Genomic DNA, 21153 nt, shown 5'->3' on the forward strand with positions numbered 1-21153 from the left:
ATCAGGTCATGCGAACGTCAACCGGGCAGCACGCCGCCGGTCGTGTACTTCAATTCAAACAAGTTGTAGTGCGCACGGTTGGGGTCGCCGAGGCTGGAAGCGTTGGCACTGCTGTAGACACCACCAGAGGCTGAAGTAGCCCAGACGTAGTGCGCGCTGCTGCCATTGGCGGTGGCCGTCCAGAAGTCCTGGGCCAGCACGTCATCGGCAGCGCTGTTGCCGTAGCTGCCCTTGACGCCGGTCGCGCTGCCCCAGGCAGCACTACCCAAGGCGAGCTTGCCCCACAGATCGCTGTCGCTGCCCAGCAGCGTGGCGCGGACCTGACCGTTCTGCCCCGGCACGGTGAGACCGCCGCTGGCATCGAGGTTGGTGATGTAGGTAGTCGCATCGCGCTGGTCGATCGCGTCATCGCCATTGACATCCAGGAGGTAGAGGCTGCGGTCCTTGTCCACCAGGATCAATTTGGGGCTATTGGCCGGCGCCGTGACGCCCGTGAAGGACAACGGAATCGCGTTGAAACGGGAAGGCAGCTCCGGGCTGATGCCCGTGCTTGAGAGAATTGTTTCTCTATGGCCGCGATCATCGTTGAAGTTCAGCTCGGCCTTGATCTCACCCTTGCCCAACAGATCGGAGGTAACGACCAGCGTTGAGGAATCGCTACCCTTGTAGTGATCTCTGGAGATCTCTTGGCTATTCCCGTCAGTGCCTACCAAATACCACTTGTAACTGTAGGCACTGTTCACCGTACCGTCCGGATCGGTGATCTGCCCACGCGAGGCCGTCAGCACCGTTCCCACCTTGCCAATGCCTGTGACGGTGACCTCGCCACTGGCTGGCATGTTGTTCGGAGCGTTGCCGACGGTCAGGGCGTTGCTGGTGAGGTTTTCGGAGTAGCCGTCGTTATCAACGTAGGTGACATGGACCTTGATCTGCTTTCCATAGTCAGTATCCTGAACCAGATAGCTCCTCTCAGTTTCGTTGAGCCGCGTCTCTCCATCGACTATCCATTCATAGTGAACATTGCCGGGACCATTTCCGTCCACGATGCTGGCCTCAACTCTCTGACCCAACTGAAGCTTCTCAGTGTTAGCAATGGGTTCACCTTGGGCATCATAGGTGGCGATAGTGACATCGCCCATCTGCTGACGCGGCCAGACTTTCATGCTGTCGCCTGGTTGGGAATACTTTTCTTGGTTGCCTGCCTGATCGACAAACTCGCCGACTAAGTGAATAAGTTTGTTCTTATCCAACACAGCCTCGGTGACCACGAAGTCGAGCGGGTTGAGGATATTATTCTGAGGTATCGATGCGCTGTCCCGCCACTTAAAGCTCTGCTCATAACCGGCGGGGAGGCCGTCGTCATCGGTCACGATGACCCGGACATGATCCCCGTAATTCAAACGCCTGTCGGCAGGTCCGATCTCCTTGTCGTTGACCATGATGACCACTTTTGCCGGAGCATTCGGCCCGGTCACCGCAGCGGTATCACTCGACGCTACGACCTCGTTCCCCCCGGCCCCATCCGTATACCCGGCCGAGACCTTGATGGTCTTGCCCTTGTCCGTCTCCCTCACCTGGTAGCTGGCCGTGTTGTTGCCAGGCACCGGGGTACCGTTCACGGTCCATCTGTAGGTAACGAGGCCGGTGGGATTGCCATCCGGATCGCTCACCGTGGCTAGCAAGGTTTCGCCCACTTGCGGGGCGTTGGCGTTGGCGTTGCGCATGCCGGAAAGCTGAACACTGCCGGGGCGATTGAAGGGGATGGCGAAGCGGTCACTCCCCGCGCCCGTGTTGTTTGCCGCATCCGTATAGGAACCAGCCTTGACCTCCACGCTGGCGCCAGACGACGTGACATTGTCGGGCGTGAAGATGGCCGTGCGCGTGGAGCCCGTCCCGGTGACGGAATCGATTTGGCCGCCGACGACAGTGATGTCGTCCTTCGTGAAATCCTTCACGTTTTCACTGAAGGTGAACAGCAGCTCCACCGGCTGTCCCGAGCGCGCCACCGTGTCCGGTTTGAGTGCCACCTGCACCGTGGGGGCGATATGATCCCAGGTCATGGTCAGCCCGGTGCCGTCCTGTTTGACGACATCCACCGCACTGCTGTCCTGGCCGGCATAGGTCTGGACTGCCTTGAAATTGCGGTAGGTCCCATTGAGCGCGGCGGTGTTGATGTTCACCTTGCTGGCGACCAGCAGACCCTGGCCTACCACCACCCCGGCGGTGATCATCGCGCCGTTGCTGTCGGTCAGGTCGGCCATGAATTTCACGGTCGCGCCGCCGACCCTGCCACCGGTGATGTCGAATGACAAGGTGGTCTCCGCCGTCGGATCAGTGGGCGTGTTCTGGCTGGCCTGCACGCGGGTCAAGGGGGGCAACGGCGCGTTGTTGAAGACCTCGAGACCACCAATGGCGGCTGCCGAGGCTGTGCCGAAGGTACCGGAAGCGGTTTGCAGGACTACCTTGATGTCGGCATAGGTGGCGTTGGGCAGCGCACTGGCGGTGTTGACTTCGACGAAATGACCGCTTTTGTTCGCTTCCGAGACATTGATACCCGTCTTGTACTGAATCACCGAGTCCGGACCGATGGTCTTGCGGCCCAGTTCCACATCACCGCTATCAAAGCGGTTATTTCCATTCACATCGCGGAACAGCACGGCCACCTCGCCGTCGTTGCCGCCCATGAAATCGAAGCGCGGCTGCTGGATGCTGGTGCGGTAGTCACGCGCTTGCGTTCCCCTGGCTTTGGCATCGTTGGCCTGGTTCTGGTAGTCGCCGTACTGCTTATCGCTCAGGGAGTCCTGGATATCGTCGAAGGCCAGATTGGTCGGCGTTGCAGAAGGCGCGGTCGTATCGATCTGGAAGCTGCCGCTGGTGCTGGTCTTGCCCAGCCGCAGCGGTTCGCTGGCGTTGCCGTTGGCGCTCGTCTGCTTGACCACCACGTTGCTGTAGATGCCATCGGTCAGTGCCGCACCGCTCATGGCCACGGTCTGCGCAGCCCCGGTGGCAACGAAGTCCAGCAAGGTGAGTTCGGCCCCCTTGCTGGTGGCCGTAACAACCACGCGCGCGCCCTTGGTCAGCCCCTCGAAGTGGAAGCTGGGCCGGGTCACGTTGGTCAGACCGTCGGCGGCGGTGCCGGCATCGCTGGCGGCATCAAGCTGGAAGGCGGTTGGCTGGGGCGGTCGCAGAGCATCGACGTTGATGGGCCGGACATCGATATTGGTGCCGGCCTGGGTCGGCACGACGGTGCCCAGGTCATTGCCGGCCAGGTCCTTGGCAGTGGTGGTGAAGCGGTCGACCTTGAGCCCGCTGAAAGTCTCGCCGGCCTGCACCGTGTAGCGGCCGAGCAGTTGCGTGGGATCGCTGGAATCCACCTCCAGCGTGGCGGTGCCGCCGTTGTTGAGCGTCACGGCAAGCTTGCCACCGGCGCGCAGCGGTTCGCTCACCTTGGCCTTGAGCGACAACGTGTCGCCGATGATGAGCATCTTGTCGGCCGTGGCACTGAAACTGACTACGCTGGGGGCGTTGTTGTCCACCTTCAGCGACGTGTTGACGGGCAAGGCAGCATGGCGAAGATCGGCGATGTTGCCGGCCACGTCGCTGAGGACAGCATTTTTCGGATCCAGGCTGCTGGCCACCACGGCCACGCCGGTATCGGCCCTGTCATTGGGAACGATGGTGTAGACGAAACTGAAGGCGCGACCGGTAGTGCTGCTGCCATTGGGCTGATAGGTGGCCTGCCGCTGTTCCTGACCGACCTGCAGGGTCAGCGTCGGCAGGCCGGCAGCCGTATCAATACGCACGTCTTCATTGAATCGGACCAGGGCGGTGATTTTGTCCCCGGCGCGATAAGCGCCAGGGGAACTACCATCGGCGGCTGTCGCGCTGAGTTCAATGCTGTTGACGACCGGTGCAGTGCTGTCGACCTTGAAGCCCGGATTGGGTGGCGTGGCCAGATTGCCGATGGTGGCGCTGTTGCCGGAAAGGTCGGTAATGCGCGCATTCTGCAATGACAGCGCCGCCGCGGGAATGACGACACCTGCCGCATCGTTGTCGCCATTGGTCAGTGTGTAGGTGAAGAGCAAGGTCTTCTTGTCCGCATCCGGGGACTTGAAGGTGGCGGTACGGATGTTGTCCCCCACCTTCAGGGCCAGGGTCGGTGCCGGGGCTGATCCGGTAGCGGTATCGATCCTGATCTCTTCGGAGAAGCGCACGGCGGCAGTCAGTTCCGCGCCGGTCTTGTAGATGCCCGCTGCGGCCTCCGCCGGGGTACCGGCCGACAGGATCTTCACCTCCTCGACGGTCGGGATGATGGTATCGACCTTGACGTCGGCATTTTCCGTCTTGGCCGGGGCCGTCAGAACCGCCAGGTTGCCTGCCAGGTCGGAGATGCGTCCGCCGGCCAGCCTGATGCCATCCGCCGGCAGGGCGATACCTGCTGCCGCATGGTCCCCGGCGACGATGGTGTAATCGAAGAGCACCGTCTTCTTGCCGTCAACGCCCTCCTCCTGCCAGCTGAACACTGCCGCGCGCAGGACTCCACCGACGTCAATATCCACCGTGGGCCTGCCCGTGACCGAGACGGCTTCATTGAACGTGACCTTGACTGTCACGGTGTCGCCCACGTGGAAATAGGAGGCCGTGGATGAATTGCCGGGGGCGACCTTGCCGGTCACCACGCGCTCCATCACTTGCGGTGGCGTCACATCGATGACCTGGGTGACCAGATCGGGCTTGTTCAGGGTCTGGTTGCCAAGCGCATCGCGCAGCACGGAACCGCCGACGGAACTGGCATTAGCGATCAAGCCCAGGGTGATGTTGCCACCGGCGGGGGGAGTGGTCGGCATGACCGTCACTTTGTACTTCAGCGCGTCGATTCGGGTGACGCTCGCTATCGTACCGTTAGTGGCACTGAAGTTCCTGGCGTCCATATCGCCCCAAATGGGCCCGACAGGTTCGCTCAGCGTGACAGTAAAGCTGACCGGCGCGCTTCCCATGACGGGCCCGTCCACATCGCGGGTGGCCGTGATCTGTGGTCCCAGGGTATCGATGGCCTGGGTGGCAATCGTCTTGCCGGTCTCGATCAGGTTGCCGGCGTTGTCGCTCAAGGGATTGGCGAGGCCGGCCTTGAGGCTCAATTCAACGTTGCCTGCTGCCACATCCTTGTCGGGCTGAATGATGACGCGGTAAGTATTGGCCGTGGTGCTCACTGGCTCGACGCGCGTGACGCTGCCCCCGGTCGCCTCAAAATGCTCCTTCGTGGGGATGGTCTTGAGTCCTTCACTGAATTGGATGGTGAAGTAGAACGGGACATTGGTCGGGCCGTTGGTCGGCACGTCACTGCTAGGCTGTCTGCCAATATTGAACGCACCGACCACCGTTGCCGCCGGTGCCTCGGTATCCATCTTGAACGCCAGTGCTGAACTGACCGCGCTGCTGTTGCCGGCAGGGTCGGTGGCGGAGGCGGAGACAGTCAGGTCGCCCTGCCCCAGTTTGTTCAGATCCGCGTCGGTGAAGCCGATGCTCTGGGCCGCGCCGACGCCGGTCACGGTCTTGCTCAGCACCTCCACGTCACCTCTCTTGAAGCTCAGACGGACCTGGCTGCCGCTTTCGGCGCTCAGGCTCAGGCCCTCGGTGGTGGCGGTGCCGCGACCGAACTTCCCGGACGCAGGTGCCGCCTTCACATCGGCCGGAAGGTCAATGACCGGCACGAGAGGCGCGATGGTGTCGATCTTGACTTCCTGACCGTCGCGCGGCTTCGCACCAGCGACAACGACGTTGCTGCCGGCAATGTCTTCCAGCACGCTGTCCTGATTGATGAAGGTACGGGCAGTGAAAACACCGGTATTGCCGTCGTCGATATTCTGGGCCACCGTGTACGTGAATCTGAGCGTATCGGTTCCCAGACCGTCGAAGTAAGTGGCCTTGCCAATCTGGTCAGGCTGTGAGCCGGCCCCGTTGGCAATCAGATCGACGAAAAGGTTGGAAGTGGTCTTTCCGACCTTCAGGAAGACCGGACGATCAAACTTCACCGAGACTTCGATCACTTCAGCCTGGCGATAGAAGCCCGAGGCTGGCTTGGCACTGGTGACGTCGAGCACCAGCTTTTTCGACGCTTCCTGGTCGATGGGCGGAAGATAGGTCAGGTCAACGGACTTGCTCGGGCTGCGATTGCCCGCCTGGTCAATGATGGTGGTATAGACCTTGTTGACGCCATCCTGGAGCTCACCTCCACTCAGTGCCACGGTGGCGCCATTGGTGGAAGGCCCGGAACCGGGGAGGATCCCGACCACCGCCGTGCCAAGCTTTTGCGAGAGGCCTTCGTCGCTCCAGACCTCGATCACCGAGCCAAGCGAGCCGCCTTGTACCAGCAGCGAAGGTTTTTTGATGGAGGTGATATTGTCGGACCTGCTTTCGTTATTGGTATTGACCCCTCTGTCGCGGCCAGTGTCGCTGGCGGCGTCCAATTTGACCAGGACAGGTGCGTCGGGGGCGGTCATGTCCAGCGTAAAGCTGGCATTGCCACCGGCCCCCATCGGGAACGTCAGCGGCACCATGGCGCTGACGTTGCCGGCTTTGTCGGTGATCTGTGCAAACAGGCTTATCGGCAGACCATCTGCCGCCGCAGGCGCTTTCGCAGCGGAGGTCAGTCTTTCCACGATCCCCGCCACGTAGCTCTGCTCCGTGAACCTCGCATTGCCATTGCCATCCAGCACGGCATTGGCGAGGACGGCATTCGTGAGGTTAGGGGCGGAGACCAGCAACCTGACACTGGCGCCCTCGTCGCCCTTCAAATCGGATTGGTTCACATGGACGGTGAACTTCTGCTTGATATTATTGGTCACCACGGAATTGGCGGACTGCGGACTATTGCTGACACTGACGCCGGCAATCGCATTGAGCTCGCCGTCCACGGGAATCCTGTCCGGCTGACGGAAGCCGTCGTTGCCGACGCCAAGAAGGACAGCGCTCAGTTCGAGCGTCGGATTGGCTGGACGGATGGTATCGACCGTATAGGGGGACACCACCCTGGTCGACTCCACGCCCAGGGACTGGGCAATCTCGCCCGATATCGCCCGGCCCGGCAAATCCGACCATTTTCCGGCGTTATCAGAAACAAACAGCGTAGCGCCACCATCGGCAAAGATGGTGGTACCCGGCGGGAACTGCAGCGCGTTCTCGGGAATCTCGAGCTTGCCATCCAGCCCCTGGGTGCTCTCCCCGTCCTTGTTGGACAGCGTCAGCGAAAAATTCAGTACGTCGCTGGTCGAGCCCAGGAGATTCTGGACGCTTGCCTTGAAGGGCTTTCCAGCGATCGTCACGTTCAGCGTGGGTGCATGGTCCCAGGAAATCCTGGTCGACAGCGTCACCGCAATACGGATGGTATTGGCCGAGCTGACATCGCCGCCATTGAAGATGTTGCCAGGAGGTGCGCTCTCCACGACGACAGGTGTATTCCCCAGGCTGATACGGGCGCCCGCCGAGGCAAAGCCCAGAGCACTGCCGGTGGCACGCAGCTGGTACTGGGTCGTGACGGCCTGGGCGACATCGTAGTAGCTGGTTTGGGTCGCCGGGTCCGTCTTGACCGGCAGCAGGAAGACGCTGGCGTCAGACGAAGACGACTGCGCAGCGCGAGCGCCGTTGGTGGAGTTGTACTTGGCGGGATCGTCCAGGTGCGTAGGCACGACCAGGTTGAAGTAACCGCCGCCCTTGTTGGCGACATTACCGGCGGTGCTGCCGACCTGATCCACATCCTTCTTCGTGAGAACGTAATCATAGATGAAGGGTTTTGCATCCTGGACCGGGCTGCCATTGCCATCCAGCTTGATGAACTCGATGCGCAGCGAGTCGCCTTCCTTGGCCGAGTCGGCGGTGTTGACCTTCAGGGTCAGGCCATCGGCAAAGTTGGACGCGCCGAGGGTGACATCCGCACCCGGGGTCGGCGTCAGTCCGCCGGCTACCTTTTCCTTTTGCGTATCGATGGTGATGTACGGGATCTGGGCCCCTTCGGCGCCAGTGCCCGTGACGGCGGAAGCCTGATACAAGCGAGCCGCGCCTTCATCCAGACCCACCTGGGCCGAGCCGCTGCCGTCGGCCTTGTTGAGCTGGATGCTGCGGATCTTGTCCAGGTTCAGGACGGGCTTGCCGTCCTGCAGTTCGAAGGCCTGGGCCAGCACATTCAGGGCGGCACCCAGCGCCTGGTCGCCGTCTACGCCGGCGTCGTGCTGGGCTTGGGCCATGCCGGCCAGCACGCCCAGGGCCAGGCCATAGTTCTGGCTGTCCGTGGTCTTGACAGGACTGCCCCCACCGGCCAGGAAGCTCGGCAGCACGTGGACCAGATCGCCGGAGCTGATGCCGAAGGCCTTCGCCACGGCGGCATGGACGGCCTCGATGGTCGCCGCCGACAAGTCCTGACCGATGTGCTGAGCGGCCAGGGTGGTGAGCGGGTTGACCGTGACCTGTTGGTCCGAGGCCAGGCCGCCGATCAGGGCAATCAGGGGGGTGCTGCCCAAGGTCATCAGGCCGCCGACTTCATCACGGTGGTCGGCACCGCTGCCGTTATCGCTGAGGACGACCCGCAGCATGTCCTGGGCGCTGACCTGGCTCTTGTCGACCTTGATGCTCATGCGGCCGAAACGGTCCACCGTGGTGGTGTCGGCCACGTCCTGCCAGTTTCTGCCATCCCACTTCTGCACAGCCGCGCGCACCGTGGCCGTTGATTCGAACTTGCCGGCGGCGGGGGTGACCGTGAGGGTCCAGGCATTGCTGGGTGGCGCCGGGGTCGAACCGGTATCGCCACCGGCCGCGCCGGTTCCCGCAGGCGCGGCGCTGCTGCCGCCACCGCCGACGGCCAGTCCCAGCAAGGCCAGCGCGCCGCCACCGAGGGCGACCGGCAGTTTCCAGTCCTTGCCGAACAGGCTTTCCAGCCAGTCCGGGCCGGCCTTGGAGGGCGTGCTCGGCAAGGGCGCGGCCTGCCGCAGCAGTTCTTCACCCACACTCACCGGCGCGTCCAGATTGCCGCCGCTGCCAGCGCTGGAGCCGCCGGAACCGGCATCGCCGGCCTGGGCCAGCAGCAAGCGCGACTCATCGCCGCTGACGTCGGCCGGTTTGTCCTGGTCCGTTTCGTCATCCCCGCCCTTGCTCCGGCGCACCGACATGGCGGCCTCGGCACTGGCCAGCGACTGCTCGGCCGTGCCGTCATCAGACACGAGGGGCAGTTCCGAGAGCGTCTGCTCGCCTGCGACAGCTGGCTGGTCCTGGTCGTGCTGCGGGCCCTGCTTGTGCGGTTTGGCGGACTTGCCTGCGGCTACTGCGGACGGATGCCGGGCCGACGGCATGATCAACGGTACCGGGGCAGTGCCCAATTGCTTGTTGCTGATCGGGTTGGTTCCAGCCTTGTTTTGATCATTGCTCATACGTAGCGTGCTTTCTCTGGTCTAAAGAGTGAGTGTTGAAGGAAATAAGTGACGAAATCGGCGCGCCAGACAGGCCAGGGCCAACCTCAAGTTGGCCCTGGCGGCTACTGCTGCTTAAGAACTGGCGCCCACGACGGTGCCGGGATCGCTATCGGACTGCGGTATCGGCTGCGGGTCTTGCTCGATCTTCTGGGCGAATGCCTGAAGATCGGGGATGGCCCATTGCTGCTGCGGTTGCGCCCTGCTGGCGAGATTGAGATCAAGCTTGTCGATGCGGGCGATGATCTCGATGAGTTGCGGCTGCAGTTGCTGGCCTTGCTGCAACAACTGCGCGCCGACCGTTTCCACGGCCACCTGGGTGCCGCTGGTGCCGGTCAGGATGCTGTTGAAGACCTGGCCGTGTTCGCGTTGCTCGCGCAGGGTGGCGTCGATCAGCTCGGCGAGCTGGCGCAGATCCTGGCCCAGGCCGCTGCGCAGGTTCTCGGCGTGTTCGCGCATGGCGTGGCGGGACAGTTCGGCATCCTCGTTGGCAGCGGCGATCAGATCGCTGAGCTTGCGCGACACGCTGCGCTGATCGTCGTTCACTTCGGTCTGGCCGACGGCGATGCCGGCCAGGTGCGTTTCCATGGCGCGTACGCTGGCCAGCAGGCCCTGGTGCGCCTGCTGGGTGTCTTCGAACTTGTGTACCAGGGCAGCCAGGCGCTGTTCCATGGTGGCGGCGATCTGTTCCAGTTGCGGACGGTCCTGGGCCTGGGCGGCGGTGCGCTTCTCCAGGGTTTCCAGACACTTGACCAGCGGCTCGCTGGCCTGGCGCATGCGGGAAGAGGCCAGCAGGATGGCTTCGGTCTGCTGGTGCATCTCGCTGCGGATGGCGCGGATTTCCTGCAGCTGGGCATGGCCATCGGCGGAGCTGCCGACGGACTGGCGCTCCTCGGCCTGGGCGGCTGCCGGCTGGCAGATGGCGTCGGCCACACTCAGGTAGGCGGCTTCGGCGCGGGCGCACAGCACGCGTTGCAGCCTGCGCGTGGCCAGCAGTTGGACGTTGTTGACGATGGAACCGCCCAGACCCAGCAGCGAGGCCACGAAGGCGTCACCCATGCCGGCCAGCGGGCCGCTCATCTTCTGGAAGAACTGCGCCATCATGTCGCTGCCTGCCGTGCCGGCCACGCCGAACAAGCCGATCAGGGCGGCCACTTCCTTGAGCGTGACGATCAGGCCGAGGAAGGTACCGAACAGGCCCAGGCCGATCAGGGTATTGGCGATGTACTGGACCAGCGTGGTACGACGCTGGATGTTTTGCTTGAAGTTGTCGGCCTGATGTTGCAGGCGCGCCGCATCGTGGACCTGGACTTCCCCATCCTCGCGCTGCAACTGCTGGAACAGTGCGCGCACCTCCAGCCCGGCGGAGGCATGGTGGAGACTGTCGTTCAGGTTGGCCAGCTTGGCCTGGCGATCCTGGCCCTTGGCGGAGCGGAAGCGCTGCACCAGCTGCGTGAGGTAATTGCCTTCGGCCAGAAAGCGCCAGGTCTGCCAGATCGTGAGCAGCTGGCCGCTCACCGTCACGACGATGAGCAGGACCACGAAGTACGGGTTGGCAACGTGCTCCATGAGCTGCATGACGCGCTTGAAGAGCAAGGCGTTGACCAGCACGTACATGAAGAAGACCGCCAGCGTGCCCACCCAAGGTAGCAGGTAGGCCGGGTCGGGAGCGGATTGCTTGGGCAGAGAGATGGGTTTCATGGAATTTTCCTTGTAGTAGGGGTAGGGGGGCAATCGAGGGCGCTTATCGCTCTCCCATCGATTCCTGCAAAGTCTTGGCGATAGGCTTGACCAAGAAGGAGAGGACGGTACGGGTATTGGCCTTGATTTCGACGGTCGCGGTCATGCCAGGCTTGACGTGGATGGCCCTGGCTTTGCTGCCCTTGAAGACGGCCTCGTCCAGGGCGATATGAACACGGTAGTAAGGCACGGCGCCCTGGCGTGTTTCGTCCAGCAGGGTATCGGGGCTGACGTAGACGACATGGCCGTTGAGGGTGCCGTAGATGGAATAGTCGTAGGCATCCAGCTTGACGTTGGCCTGCTGGCCGTGCTTGACGTAGGCGGAGTCGGCGGTGGACACCTTGGCCTCGACGATGAGGTTGTCCGTGGGCAGGATTTCCATGACCACATCACCGGCGCGGACCACGCCGCCGATGGTGGTGAGCTTGATGTTCTTGACCACGCCATCGGCCGGCGCCCGCAGTTCGGTGTGTTCCAGCACCTGGGTACGGTCTTCCAGCTGTTCGCGCTGGGTGTTGAGGTCTTCCTGGACCTTGGTCATGTCCACCAGCGCTTCCTGGAAATACTTGTTGCGCTTGTTGTTGATCTGCGCCCGGATGTCAGCCACATTGCGCTGTAGCCGCAGCACGTCGGCGCGGCCGACGTCGCCGGTCTTCTCCAGGTTGCGGTTCATCTCCAGTTCCTGCGAGGCCAGGCCGAGCATGTCATTCAAGGCTTGCAGATCCTGGTCGATCAGGGTCTTGCGCTTGATGTACAGGTCCTTCTGGTTGGCGATGTATTCCTTGTAGTCCAGCAGGTCGGAATCAAACACCAGGGGCTGGCCGTACACTTCGGCCCGCAGGCGCGCCAGGCTGATCCGCAGCGCGGCCACCTTGGCGCGACTGTCGTTGAGGGAAGTCTGGATGCGGTCCTGTTCCAGCACCATCAGCAGTTGGCCCTGCTTGACGGATTCGCCCTCCTTGACCAGGATCTGCTTGACCGGCCCGCCATCGGGCGCCTGTACCGACTGGGTACGGGAAACGGCGATCACCTGCCCCTGCGCGCGGGTCACCTGATCGATGGGGCTCAATGCAGCCCAGACCAGCAGCAGCACGACACTGAACATGGACAGGCGCAGCATCCAGCGCGCCGATACCAACGGGTTGTGGTTGTGGGATTTGATTGGATTCATCTTTGATGTCATGGTCATGGCGGGCCTCAGGCAACGGTGACGGCGTTGGTGCCAGGCGTTTCGCCACGCAGGCGGGCGAGGACGGCATCACGCGGACCGTCGAGCACGACGCGGTTGCCGACCACCACGATGACGCGGTCCACCATGGGCAGGAAGGCTGGCTTGTGGGTCACCACCACGAGGGTGCGACCGCCGCTGATTTCTTCATTGAGCACACCCAGGCAGTGACGCTCCAGGTCTTCATCCATGGACGCGGTCGGCTCGTCGAGCAGGAAGATGTCGGGCCGACACAGCAGCAGCCGGGTAAATGCCACCAGCTGGCGCTGCCCGCCGGAGAGGCCGCGTCCGCCCTCCTGGATTGGCAGATCCAGTCCCTTGGGATGGGCGGAGACCAGACGCAGCAGGCCGGTACGCTCCATGACCTGGCGCAGCGCTTCGTCGCCGGGATCGGGCAGACCGATGAGCAGGTTCTCGCGCAGGGTGCCGACGAACAGACGGTGATCCTGCTGGAGGTAGCCGATATGCTGGTTCAGTGTCAGGCGATTGATGTTGGCCATGTCCAGGCCATCGATGAGGATGCGCCCCTGCTGCGGGCGGTACAGGCCCGACAGCAGTCGCAGGATGGTGGACTTGCCGGCACCGATCGGCCCCAGGATGGCAACGCGCTCGCCGGCCTTGATGCTGAGCTGGTCGATGCTCATGGCATTGAGCATGCTGCCGGCATAGGTGAATTTGACTTCTTCCACGCGGAACTCCCCGCGCAGGCTGTCAGGCGTGAGCTGGCGCTCACCGCCCTGGTCGGTTTGCAGCGCATAGATCTTTTCCAGGCCGGCCAGGGTGGCCTTGGTGTGGGCGCGCTGCACCATCAGCCCAGGGATCATCGCCACCGGCGCCAGGATGCGGCCGCCCAGGATGGAACAGGCAATGAGCGCACCCATGGTGATCTGGCCGTTGATGACCAGGAAGGAGCCGACGATGACGGTGGTGGAATAGCTCAGTTGCTGCAACATGGCGGCGATGTAACCGGCATGGTCGCCAATGGCGCGCATGGCCATGTCGCTGCGGATGGATTCGGCGCTCACATCGATCCAGCGCGAGAGGAACTTCCAGCCCCCGGAACCGGACTTGATGGTTTCCACCCCTTCCACCGTCTCCACCAGCAGGCCGGTCTTGAGGTTGGAGGCGGCGGCGCTCTTGTCGGCCAGGCGCACCACCTTGCGGTTGGAGAGGTAGCCGATGCCGATGGCAGTCAGCCCGAACAGGGTCGGCACCAGCGCCATCCACGGACTGGCGATGAAGGCGATCACCAGGACGAACAGCAATCCCAGCGGCAGGTCCACCAGCGTAAAGAGCGTCTGCGAGGTGTAGAAGGAACGGATCTGCTCATAGCCGCGCAGCTGACCGGCCAGGCTGCCCACCGAGCCGGGCAGCTGGTCCACCCGCACTGACAGCAGGCGTTCGAAGAGGGCCTGCGAGAGCTTGGCATCGAGGCCGGACACGACGTTGTCCATGATGTGCGAGCGCGCGAACTTCATGCCCAGCTCGAAGAGGATGGCCAGCGAAACGCCGATGGCCAGCACGATCAGCGTGGCCACGCCGTGGGTGGGAATGACGCGGTCGTAGACCTGCATGGAGAAGATCGACGCCCCCAGGGCGATGATGCTCATGACCACCGAGGCGATGACCACTTCGAGGATGACGGGACGGAACTCGGCCAGCGCCTCCTTGAAGACACGCTCGAAACCGTGCTGTTCTTCCTTGCTGCTCAGGGCGGCAAAATCGAACTTGTAGGCGCCCTCTTCCAGGTCACTGTCGCTGATGAGGGCATGCCCTTCTTCACTGATGAAGATCCAGCGACCGTCGGGACGCTGGTCGACGATGACGCCCCAGCCACGCTCGCCGACCACGCCCAGCATGGGCAGCTGGGCACGCTCGGGCTTGTCCAGATGCTGTGCCTTGGGCAGACTCAGGGCGGCACACAGGCCATTGATATCCATTTCGGCCGCAGCATTTTTTCCCATCGCGCTGGCAATGGCGGCATTGAGTCGTACGCTGTCGATGACCACACCGTGACGCCGCGCGGCGGTCGTCACGGCCCATGCAAGGGAAGATGCCAGCTCGCTCATGGGGAGACCCCCGGCAGGGCGGCAATGCAGCCAGCTTGCGACTGGGCGTGAGCGTTGCCCGTTGCGGCGCAGGCTGGATGCGGCAATCTGGGACAGGAATGGATGTGCTTTCTCATGGCGATTCGTTTGGTTTGGTATCAGCGGCGACGATCGGCCTTCCTTCACCGGAAGGACTGTCGAAGACGCCTCGTTTCAGGACGGACTCGGCTTGATCGACAGTGAGAGCGAAAAGCAGGAGGAAACCCCTCAGGCGATGCGTCGCGTAATGCCAGAGAAAACCCGGATGACGTCATCAATGGTGTTTCGCCGCGCTAGCGGAAGGGGGCGAAACCGAGGGAGATCACGTCCGGAATCAGGCGCTGCGGCAGATCGTCAATGAGGCTAATGATCTTTGAAAATATAGAAATTTTTAATTGTCCTTTAGTTCATCCGGGACATATTTTCCATTCTCAAAAAACTAAGTAAATGACGAATCTTGTCAAATCGAATTGATGCCCTTCCATGAGAGGCATGAATTGGAGAATGTGTGCAAGTGAAGAGAAATATTTTCTGCTCTTGCGTGACAATCAAAGCAATCCGCAAGATCAGTGGAAATCCTCTTCACAAAAGGCTTTCAAGAAGAGAACTCCCCCCGAATCATCTTCAACCCGAGGGGAGCTTGATGCCATTCGCCACCAAATAATCCGACAAAAAGTCAGCGTTGGTGACAGCGTCTCCGCTAGACCATGAACAGCGACGCGTAGGTGACTTTATCTAACATTTCCTTCCAGAATAATTGTCCTATGGTGCTGGCGATATGAATTTTTAAAAAGGAAAGGAAAACTTCGGAGATCGGGGCAGCACATGTCTGAAAAAAACGTCGCAGAAGAGTGTAAAAAACCAGTGCGGAGTCAGCCAAAGCAGCGCCTGCGAAGATCATCGTCAGGTTGCAGGGATCAAGGATGGCGCCATGCCTTCTGCCGTTTCAACGTGGACCTCATCGGTGGCGGAAGTACACTGCGCGGTGGATGCAGGCTGGGCAGGCAACAACGCCAATGCACCCTGCGACATGCTGCAATAGCGGGAAAATTCACCAGCCAGCATGGGTCGCGCGTAATACCAGCCCTGGGCATAGGGGACCCCGGCCTGTTCCAGATAGCACGCCTGTGCCGCCGTTTCCACGCCCTCGGCCACGATGGCCAGCCGGAGCTTGTGGGCCAGGTCGATGATGCAGCCCAGTACCGGATGCGGCGGGGTATCGCTGCCGATGCCGGTGACGAAGCTGCGATCCAGCTTGAGGACATCGCAGGGCAGTTCGTGCAGATAGCGCAGGCAGGAATAACCGGTGCCGAAATCGTCCAGCGCGATGACATGCCCTCTGCAACGCGCCTCGGACAAGGTCATGCGGCTGGCCCGGGTTTCCATGCTGCTGCCCTCGGTAATCTCCAGCCAGAGCTGGGCGGGCGCCACGCCGGTGGCGGCCAGACCAGCATCGAGCACCTTCAGTATCCTGCCGCTGTTGACATCCTGGGCCGGGATGTTGATGGCCAGATGCAGCTGCGGATGAGCGCGCAGCGTCGGGGCCATGTCGTTGAGGGACTGTGCCAGCACCAGATCGGTGATGGCATCGAGGTAACCGTGCCGTTGCGCGGCCGGCAGGAAGTGATCGGGAGCGAGCAGCGCCCCATTCTCGCGCTGCCAGCGCACCAGGACTTCGGCGCCGGCGCAGCGACCGTCGGCCAGCACCACGATGGGCTGGTAGACGACGATGAATTCCTCGCGCTGGATGGCGCGCCTGAACTGCGCTTTGGTGATCATGGTCCTCCCGGCTGCAGACGCGCTGCGGTATCTCTTCAGGTCACCGCCGGCGCGCAGGATGATGTTCAGCGCACCTGATCCAGTCCATACGCCCACAATTGCAGCTTGCGACCGTTGGCAATGATCATGGCCGTGACGTCAGCCTTTTGCAGGTCGGTTTGTACCACCTCACGCGCGGCATTCATCACGTCCAGCCAGGAGCGTCGGCCGGAGAGATACTGGCGAGTGTAGGAGGCCAGCACCTCCTCGGACGACAGCGCCACGTCCTCCAGGTTGCGCGAGCGCGCCTCGGCCTGCTGATATTCGGTATAGGTGGCGGCGATCTGCGAAATCAGTTCCAGCCGGGCGGCATCCACCGCCAGCACGGCCGACTCGTAGCGTCCCTGGGCAGCCGCCACTTCGGAGCCCAGCGACAGGCCGGCGCCCAGCTGCATCTGCATGCCGATGAAGGCGCGGTTGGCATCGGGGGTGTGGGCGACGCTGAAGTTGCCGCGCTGGTGTTCCAGGCGGGCGTAGACTTCAGGCCAGTAGGAAGCGCTACGGATCCGGATGGCCGATTCCTGCACCTTGGCATCGGCACGCAGCCGCTTGAGCAGCGGACTGCTCTGGAGCATGCTATCGGTGAGCACAGGCAGCTCCTCGCTGATGGACAGCTTCACCACATCGGCGCGCAGTTCCTCGTCGCGCAAGGGCAGGCCGACCAGTTGCTCCAGTTGCAGCCGGGCCGACTGGCGGCTGGCCTTGGCGCCCAGCAGGTCGGTCAGCGCCTGGTCGCGGCGCCCCCGCACCAGGGTCACGTCCACGCGCGCGGCAGCGCCTTCCTTCTCGCGGCGCTGGCTTTGTGCGAGGAAGTCCTCCAGCGCCTTCAGGTTCTTCTGGTTGGCCTCGGCCGCCAGGTCCGAGCGCACCCACAGGCTGTATTGCGAAATGACCTGTTCGGCCAGGCGGAAGCGCTGCTCACGCAGGGCTTCCTCGGCCGACGTGCGGTTGTGACCGGCCTGCTCCAGCTGTGCCGTCAGGCGGCCACCGGACCACAGCGTCTGTTGCAGGCGCAGGATGACGACGGTGTCGTCGCCACCGTAGGACACGTCCCGCTTGCTGGTCGCGCCAGCGCGTTCGACCGACATCGAGGGCGTGGGGAAGAATTGCCATCTGGCCGAGGAGATGCTCTCGCCGGCGGCGTCGACGGCGCGCTGGCGGGCCACGGCAGCGGGATTGTTGAAGGCGGCCTGCTGCACCAGCTCACCCAGGGTGACGGCCCCGGCAGGCAGGCTCAGCACCGCCAGCGAGGCCGCCAGTACGGCCGTGAAGCGGCGGGTGCCGCGCTGCATGACCGAGGTCCGGAAAGACTGCGGGCCGCGCGCGCGGCCAGGGGAAAGAGTGTCGTTCATCTGCGCTCATGTTGGGTTGCTCTCGTCCGCTGCGGACCCTCGCGGAAATCCGACTGACACGGCAGCCGCACGGGCGGGAAACGAGAATAGGCTTTGGATGATCGCGGAAACGACAGGAGCGACTAATTGTCCCTTGGTGCAGAATGCTTCATATCGCCTCGAAAAACTTCGAGGAATGGAATGAAGATCAAGATGCGCGCCGCACGGACGCGGCCCGGCGCGATTGCCAGGTCCGGTGCAGCGGCGTGATGCCGCTGTCTTTCCGGCGGATTCAGGAGGAGAACGAGGCGACTGCCAGGGCTGCGCGCAGCAGGGTCATCACTTCGTCCCAATCTCCTGCGCGCTGCTGGCGGAACAGCCGGGCGGTGGGATACCAGGGCGAGTCATGGCGTTGCAGGAACCAGCGCCAGTCCGCGGCATACGGCAGCGCGATCCAGACCGGTAAGCCCAGTGCACCGGCCAGGTGGGCGGCGGCCGTATCGACGCTGATGACCAGATCCATGCAGGAGAGTGCCGCCGCTGTATCGGCGAAGTCACGGATGCCCTCCCCTACGGCATGCCATTGCGGCCCGGCCTGCTGCAGCCATTGCGCATCCTCGGGGCGCAGGTCGGGCTGGATCACGAACAAGGACACCCTCTCGCGCGCCTTCTCCAGCGCGGCAAAGCGGGCCAGCGCGATGGACCGGCGGGCATCATTGAGGTTGCCCGGATTGCCCGAGCAGACGATGCCCACGCGCACCTGTCCCGGCACACGCGGGGCCAGGCCGTCCAGATGCCGTTCCCACTGCGCTTTCAGGGCGATATGAACATTCAGGTAGGGTACCGGTGCCGGGATATTGTCCATCGTCGTATTGCACACCAGCGGCAGGCTCATCAGCGGCAGCTGGTAGTCCACCGGGGGCAGGGCGCTGCCGGAGGCGACCAGTTCAATGCGCGCGGCCAGGGGCAGCTGCTGCATCAGGGTGAACAAACTTTCCGGAATCTCCAACACCACCTCGGCCCCGGCCTCGACCATCTGCTGCACATAGCGGCTGAACTGGATGGTATCGCCCTGCCCCTGCTCAGCCCACAGCAGGATGCGCTTGCCGGCCAGCGAACTGCCGCCGTTCCAGGGTGGGATGGCGGCGTGGCGGTAAGGATCGGCGCCGCGCCCTTCCCAGCGCCATTCGTAGAGCGGCCAGGCTTCTTGCAGCCGACCCAGCACCAGCAGCGACAGCGCCAGGTTGACGTGGGCATCGGCGTCGGCGGCGTTCATGCGCAGGGCGCGACAAAAGCTGTCGATGGCTTCCTCGTGCTCGCGCAGGCGCGCCAGTGTGGTGCCACGGCTGACGTGGGCATCCACCAGATCGGGGTCGAGGATCAGGGCCTGGTCGTAGTAACGCAGGGCTTCCTGGTACTCCCCCGAGGCATGTTCGATCAACCCCGCATCCAGCCAGTATTGTGCCCGCTGATCGAAGCGCAGCAGTACCTGGCGCAGACATTGGCGGGCGGCTTCCCACTGGCGCAAGCGCTCGTGCAGGCGGGCCTTGCGGTGCCAGGTATCGGGCACATCGGGATTGCGCTGCAGCGCCTCTTCCAGCAAGGCCAGGGCCTGGACATCGTTCTTGCCGGAGGGCGACATGCCCAGCAAGGCGGCGGAAGCGGCAACGAAGAACTCGGGGCGTTCATGCCCGGCTTCGATCAGGTCGCGATACAGCAGGAAGGCATCTTCATGACGTCCCTGCTCGTAGAAGGCACGGCCCAGGCGATAGCGCAGGGCAAGGGCCTGCTCGCTGTCGGGGTCCACCAGCGGCAGGGCCTGCTGCCAGGCCAGGGCGGCTTCCTCGAAGCGCCCCTGGGCGGCCACGACACTGCCCAGCAGTTGCAGCGCATCGGCGTGCCGGGGATGGCTCTCCAGCAGGGAGAACAGCAGGCGCTCGGCAGCGGGATAGTCGTCCTGGTGGAAATGGTCGAGGGCGAGGCGCAGGGTATCGGTGGCGTTCATGGCGGGCGGGATGAGACAGAGCCGCGTATTGTCTCATCCCTGCCCGGCCACCGGGTCAGTGCTTGAACACCAGCACCGGATCGGCGCGATAGAGGGCCGGATACATCTTCTGCAGATTGTTGATCTTGGGCAGATCGTTGTAGGCGATGTAGGGCTGGTCGGGATACAGGGTGGCGTAGTCCTGGTGGTAATCCTCGGCGCGATAGAAGCCTTGCAGCGGTGCCACCTGGGTCACGATGGGGGCGCTGAAGACCTTGGCGGCGTTGATCTGGGCAATGTAGGCCTGGGTTGCCTGGGCCTGATCGTTGCTGGAGGTGAAAATGGCCGAGCGGTATTGCGTACCATGATCCGGCCCCTGGCGATTGAGCTGGGTCGGGTCATGCGCCACGGAAAAATAGATCTGCAGGATCTGGCCGTAGGAAATCTTGCGCGGATCATAGGTCACCTGTACCGCTTCGGCATGACCGGTGGTCCCCGAACTGACCATGGGATAGGTGGCCGAATCCGCCTTGCCACCGGCATAGCCGGAGACCGCCTGCAAGACTCCCCGGGTATGCTGGAACACCCCCTGCACACCCCAGAAACAGCCACCGGCCAGCACCACGGTGGCGCTGCTGGCGGTGGACGGCAGCACGGCCTTGCCGCTGGGTGCGGGAACGGCCACGGCTGCTTCGGCGGCCAAGGTGGAAGCACAGGCCAGCGCCAGGCAAAGGCCGGCAGCTGAGGCCAGGACGGCAGGTTTGAACAGAGACATGGCAGGACTCCCAGAAGACGATCCGGAAAATCGGATCAAACGATCAGTTCAGATAAGGGAAACAGGAAGATTTCAGCGTCGCACGGGCTGTCCCGGCGCGCTCGATACCCGGTTCAGCCGCCACAGCAGGCGCAGTGCGAGCATCACCCCGACCAGCACCGCAAACAACAGCGGCTGAGCGATCAGGTTCTTGCCGGCCTTGTCCCACCAGTAATGCAGCACGCCCAGCGGCACGATCAGGTAGATCAGACGATGCAGGACCTGCCAGCGTTTGCCGCCCAGGCGCCGCACCATGCCGTTGGTACTGGTGATGGCCAGCGGGATGGACAGCAGCAGAGCCAGTACACCGACGGTGATGAAGGGGCGTTTGACGATGTCCTTCCAGATCTCGCCCAGGTCGAAGAAGTGATCGAACCAGACGAAGGTCGTGAAGTGCAGGCACAGATACAGAAACGCCATCAGCCCCAGCATGCGCCGCATGCGCACCAGCCAGTTCAAGCCGGTGATCTTGCGCAGGGGCGTGACGGCCAGGGTGATGCAGAACAGGTACAGGGTCCAGTCCCCGGTGCTGTGAGTGATGAATTCCAGCGGGTTGGCACCCAGCCCGCCGCTCAAGCCCAGCGCGACCAGCCGCCCCAGCGGGACGAAGGCCAGTGCCAGGAACAGCCACCACAGTAGCGTGACGGTGCGGGGCTTCAAGGTGCGCAAGGCGACGGGGGCAAGCTGCATGGACGG

The 21153-nt window shown here is 63.0% G+C and carries 9 protein-coding genes; all 9 read right to left on the minus strand.

Annotated elements, in window-relative coordinates; translation table 11 throughout:
- Window positions 1-17 precede the first annotated feature (17 nt).
- The 9 genes from ACODSZ_RS16850 to msrQ all read right to left on the minus strand — a co-directional run bounded on the left by ACODSZ_RS16850 (window position 18) and on the right by msrQ (window position 21147).
- Entirely contained in the window at window positions 18-9416 is a 9399-nt protein-coding gene (locus ACODSZ_RS16850; protein WP_488928093.1) for an Ig-like domain-containing protein, read from the minus strand.
- Window positions 9417-9530: 114 nt separating this feature from the next.
- On the minus strand, window positions 9531-11156 hold the full coding sequence (locus tag ACODSZ_RS16855; RefSeq protein ID WP_488928094.1) for a centriolin protein: 1626 nt from the start codon (window positions 11154-11156) through the stop codon (window positions 9531-9533).
- A gap of 43 nt (window positions 11157-11199) precedes the next feature.
- Window positions 11200-12366: a beta-barrel domain-containing protein gene (locus tag ACODSZ_RS16860; RefSeq protein WP_488928095.1), complete on the minus strand. Its 1167-nt coding sequence runs from the start codon at window positions 12364-12366 to the stop codon at window positions 11200-11202.
- Between the two features lie 26 nt (window positions 12367-12392).
- The gene (locus ACODSZ_RS16865) at window positions 12393-14492 is read right to left on the minus strand and encodes an ATP-binding cassette domain-containing protein (protein ID WP_488928096.1); all 2100 of its coding nucleotides are present in this window, start codon (window positions 14490-14492) and stop codon (window positions 12393-12395) included.
- Between the two features lie 921 nt (window positions 14493-15413).
- Window positions 15414-16289, minus strand: coding sequence for an EAL domain-containing protein (locus ACODSZ_RS16870; protein WP_488928097.1), 876 nt, complete (start codon window positions 16287-16289; stop codon window positions 15414-15416).
- Between the two features lie 65 nt (window positions 16290-16354).
- Window positions 16355-17680 carry a TolC family protein gene (locus ACODSZ_RS16875; protein WP_488928098.1) on the minus strand — a complete coding sequence of 442 codons (1326 nt, stop codon included), beginning with the start codon at window positions 17678-17680 and terminating at the stop codon, window positions 16355-16357.
- 271 nt (window positions 17681-17951) lie between these two features.
- On the minus strand, window positions 17952-19664 hold the full coding sequence (locus ACODSZ_RS16880; protein ID WP_488928099.1) for a tetratricopeptide repeat protein: 1713 nt from the start codon (window positions 19662-19664) through the stop codon (window positions 17952-17954).
- 55 nt (window positions 19665-19719) lie between these two features.
- Window positions 19720-20418: a peptide-methionine (S)-S-oxide reductase MsrA gene (gene msrA / locus ACODSZ_RS16885; protein ID WP_175344974.1), complete on the minus strand. Its 699-nt coding sequence runs from the start codon at window positions 20416-20418 to the stop codon at window positions 19720-19722.
- Between the two features lie 72 nt (window positions 20419-20490).
- The gene (msrQ, locus tag ACODSZ_RS16890) at window positions 20491-21147 is read right to left on the minus strand and encodes a protein-methionine-sulfoxide reductase heme-binding subunit MsrQ (RefSeq protein WP_175344973.1); all 657 of its coding nucleotides are present in this window, start codon (window positions 21145-21147) and stop codon (window positions 20491-20493) included.
- Between the last annotated feature and the right edge of the window lie 6 nt (window positions 21148-21153).

The organism is Herbaspirillum sp. FG34, assembly GCF_057809315.1.

Excerpts from the sequence above, each read along its gene's own strand:
- ACODSZ_RS16850 (WP_488928093.1), bottom strand. The coding sequence starts at position 9,416 with ATGAGCAATGATCAAAACAAGGCTGGAACCAACCCGATCAGCAACAAG.
- ACODSZ_RS16855 (WP_488928094.1), bottom strand. The coding sequence starts at position 11,156 with ATGAAACCCATCTCTCTGCCCAAGCAATCCGCTCCCGACCCGGCCTAC.
- ACODSZ_RS16860 (WP_488928095.1), bottom strand. The coding sequence starts at position 12,366 with ATGAATCCAATCAAATCCCACAACCACAACCCGTTGGTATCGGCGCGC.
- ACODSZ_RS16865 (WP_488928096.1), bottom strand. The coding sequence starts at position 14,492 with ATGAGCGAGCTGGCATCTTCCCTTGCATGGGCCGTGACGACCGCCGCG.
- ACODSZ_RS16870 (WP_488928097.1), bottom strand. The coding sequence starts at position 16,289 with ATGATCACCAAAGCGCAGTTCAGGCGCGCCATCCAGCGCGAGGAATTC.
- ACODSZ_RS16875 (WP_488928098.1), bottom strand. The coding sequence starts at position 17,680 with ATGAACGACACTCTTTCCCCTGGCCGCGCGCGCGGCCCGCAGTCTTTC.
- ACODSZ_RS16880 (WP_488928099.1), bottom strand. The coding sequence starts at position 19,664 with ATGAACGCCACCGATACCCTGCGCCTCGCCCTCGACCATTTCCACCAG.
- msrA (WP_175344974.1), bottom strand. The coding sequence starts at position 20,418 with ATGTCTCTGTTCAAACCTGCCGTCCTGGCCTCAGCTGCCGGCCTTTGC.
- msrQ (WP_175344973.1), bottom strand. The coding sequence starts at position 21,147 with ATGCAGCTTGCCCCCGTCGCCTTGCGCACCTTGAAGCCCCGCACCGTC.